Raw genomic sequence first — 3,705 nt, forward strand, 5'->3', positions numbered from 1 at the left:
GCCATGCCACCGATGAAGGCGCCGCCGCGGGTGCGCCGCGCCGTGCGCGAACGCTTGCTGGCCGGCGTCAGCAGCGCGCGCAGGCCGGCGAAACTGTCGGCGTTCACCAGCCCCACCGCGACCAGTTCGCCCAAGGCATCCTCCAGCTCGCTGCGCAGCAGGTGCGCCTCGTGCTGCAGTTCGTCGAAGAACAGCGCGCCCTGCGCCTGCAGGCAGTCGGACACCCGCTGCGCTCGCGAGGACAGCTCCGGCATCGGCGCATCGCTCGCCAGCGCATACCAGGCGGTCAGCTGGCGCCGCGGCAACAGCACGAGCGGTGTGCCGCGCACCGGCCCGCCGCTGGCCTTGAGCCGGCCGGCCAGGCGCGTCCAGACGATGCGCCCGGAACGGCACAGCTCGTCCAGCCAGCTGCCGCCGTAGTCCTTCAGCCGCGCCGGCAACAGGTCGCTTTCCCAGGCCGCGGCGGCCGCCTGGAAGCCTTCCAGTTGCTCGACCAACGTGGCCAGCGCCTCACGACCCTGCATCCGCGTGGCACCCGCCAGGTGCTGCCAGTCGAACAGGAAACGCATGAAATCGGCACGTTCCACCGGCTCGATCTCCCGCCGCAGACGCCTGACCGTGTAACGATGGATGCGCGCCAGCAGGTGCCGCTCGCACCACTCTTCCTCCACCGCGCCCGGCGTGAAGCGCCCGCGCAGCACGTAACCCTGGCTTTCCAGGCGGGTCAGCGCCAACGCCACGGCCGAGGCCGGCAGGGCCAGCGGTCGCGCGATCAACGGCACCGGCAGCGGGCCGAAGCCGCTCAGCCGCGCGCGGATCAGCTCCACCAGCGCCACCTCTTCGTCGAGCGGCGCCGCATGGCCGGCCGGCAGTTGCAGACGCGGCTCGAACGGCGCCTGGGGATAGATCGTGCGCAGCAGTGCCAGGCGCTCCAGAGGCAGCCACAGGGCGCGGTCGTGGGCGACCGACATGCGCGTCGCACGGCCGCCGCGGGCCAGCTCGGCGAGCCATGGCAGCCATTGCGGCTGTTCCACGGCCTCGGCTTCGGCGATGCAGCCCAGGGCATTCAGCGCCTCGTGCATCTCGTCGGCATTGCGCACCTCCGGCCAGGCCTCCTGGCGCACCGAGTCGATCGCCTCGGGGTCCAGCGCGCCGAGGTCGTCGCTCGATTCCGGGTCGCTCCAGCGCCGGCCGAGCACCGCCTGGGTGCGCCGCTCTTCCAGCGGCGCGTCGTCGAGAAAGGCATAGGGCCGTGCGCTGAGCACTTCCATCGCCAGCGGCGACGGCGCCGGTAGGTCGCGCGCGAGCAGCTCCACCACGCCGCTTTCCATGCGCCGCAACAGCGCCAGCCAGCCGTCGCTGTCCATCGCTTCGTGCAGGCAGTCGTCGAGGGTCTGGCGCACCAGCGGATGGTCGGGAATCTCGCGCTCGCCGACGATGTTCTCCAGGCAGGCGACCTGGTCGGGGAACACCGTGGCCAGCAGGTCCTCGCTCTTCATCCGCTGCAGCTGCGGCGCCACCTTGCGTCCGCCGGCCATGCGCGGCAACGCCAGCGCGGTGACCGCGTTCCAGCGCCAGCGCACGCCGAACAGCGGCGCGTCCAGCAGCGCCTGGATCAGCACCTGCTCGGCGCTGGCCGAGTGCAGGTAGCGCCAGACCTCCTCCAGGGCGAAGCTGTGGCTGGTGGACAGCGAGAGGATGATGGCGTCCTCGGTGGCCGCCGCCTGCAGCTCGAAGTTGAAGGTGCGGCAGAAGCGCTTGCGCAGCGCCAGGCCCCAGGCGCGGTTGATGCGGCTGCCGTAGGGCGAATGGATGACCAGCTGGGTGCCGCCGGACTCATCGAAGAAACGCTCCATCACCAGCCGCCGCTGGGTCGGCAGCGCGCCCAGCGCCGAGCGTGCGCGGGCCAGGTATTCGACGATCTGCCGCGCCGCGGGCTCGGGCAGGCCGAGTTCGTCCAGCAGCCAGTCGATCGCTGCTTGCAGCCGTTGCGCCGTCTCTGCAGGCGCACCGCTGCCGGCCAGGCGTGCATCGATCTCGCCACGTAGCCGCGCCACGGCGAAGGACAGCTCGTCGCTGCGCCCCGGCGCCTCGCCGAGCCAGAAGGGGATGTTCGGCGGCTGGCCCTGGGCATCTTCGACGCGCACCCGCCCCGGCTCGATCCGCAGGATGCGGTAGGAGGTGTTGCCCAGCTGGAAGACATCGCCGGCCAGGCTTTCCACGGCGAAGTCCTCGTTCACCGTGCCGATGTTCAGCCCTGCGGCTCCAGCAGCACGGCGTAGTCGGCATTGTCGGCGATGGTACCGCCGGAGGTCAGCGCGGTCAGCCGCCCGCCGCGCCGGCCGCGCAGGCTGTGGCCGACCAGGTCGCGATGCAGGTAGGCGCCGCGCGGGCCATGACGGGTGGTGTAACCCTCGGCGAGCATCTGCAGCAGCGCCTGGTAGTCGGCGTCATCGAGCGCGGCATAGGGCATGGCACGACGGATCAGCGCCAGCAACGCATCCTCGCGCCACTCGCCGCAGGCCACCTCGGCGACGATCTGCTGGGCCAGCACGTCCAGCGGCGCCCGCGGGATCGCCAGGGTGTCCAGCTCGCCGCGGCGCACGGCATCGAGCAGCGCGGCACATTCGATCAGGTCGTCGCGCGAGCTGGGAAACAGCCGCCCCTTGGACACCCCGGCGACCTGGTGCCCGGCGCGGCCGACGCGCTGCAGGAAGGCGGCGATCGAGCGCGGCGAGCCCAGCTGGCAGACCAGTTCCACATCGCCGATATCGATCCCCAGTTCCAGCGAGGCGGTGGCCACCAGCACCCGCAGTTCGCCGCGCTTGAGCTTCTGCTCGGCATCCAGCCGCTGTTCGCGCGCCAGGCTGCCATGGTGCGCGGCCACCACCGCGCTGCCCAGGCGTTCGGACAGGTGCCGCGCGGCGCGCTCGGCCATGCGCCGGGTGTTGACGAAGACCAGCGTGGTGCGATGCTCGCCGGCCAGTGCGGCGAGGCGATCGTAGACCAGCTCCCAGGCGTCGTTGCTCATCACCGCTTCCAGCGGCACCGGCGGCACCTCCAGCGCCAGGTCGCGGGCGCGGCCATGGCCGATGTCGACGATCTCGCAGGCGCGACCACTACCGACCAGGAACTGTGCGACGGCCTCGATCGGCTTCTGCGTCGCCGACAGCCCGACCCGCACCAGCGGCCGGCCGCAGAGCGCCTCCAGGCGCTCCAGCGACAGCGCCAGGTGGCTGCCGCGCTTGTTGCCGGCGATGGCGTGGATCTCATCGACGATCACGCTCTGCACCTGCGCCAGCATCTGCCGGCCGGAGTCCGAGCCGAGCAGCACGTAGAGCGACTCCGGCGTGGTCACCAGGATATGCGGCACCCGCTTGCGCAGCGCCGCGCGCTCGGCCTGCGGCGTATCGCCGGTACGCACCGCGGTACGGATTTCCAGCGGCGGCAGGCCCAGGCGCGCCAGCTCCGCGCCGATCCCGGCCAGCGGCGCCTCCAGGTTGACGTGGATATCGTTGGACAAGGCCTTGAGCGGCGAGACGTAGAGCACCGTGGTGGCATCGGCCAGCCCGCCCTCGGCCAGGCCCTGCCGCACCAGTTGGTCGATGGCGGCGAGGAAGGCCGTCAGCGTCTTGCCCGAGCCGGTGGGCGCCGCCACCAAGGTCGAACGCCCGGCGCGGATCAGCGGCCAGGCGGCGGCCTGGG

The 3,705-nt window shown here is 72.0% G+C and carries 1 pseudogene; it reads right to left on the minus strand.

The annotated features are described in order from the left end of the window. Positions 1-3,705 (minus strand): annotated as a pseudogene (locus BAY1663_RS25635) (DEAD/DEAH box helicase); the annotation flags it as partial.

The organism is Pseudomonas sp. BAY1663, assembly GCF_000582595.1.
In the GTDB taxonomy this organism is placed as follows: Bacteria; Pseudomonadota; Gammaproteobacteria; order Pseudomonadales; family Pseudomonadaceae; genus Stutzerimonas; species Stutzerimonas stutzeri_AF.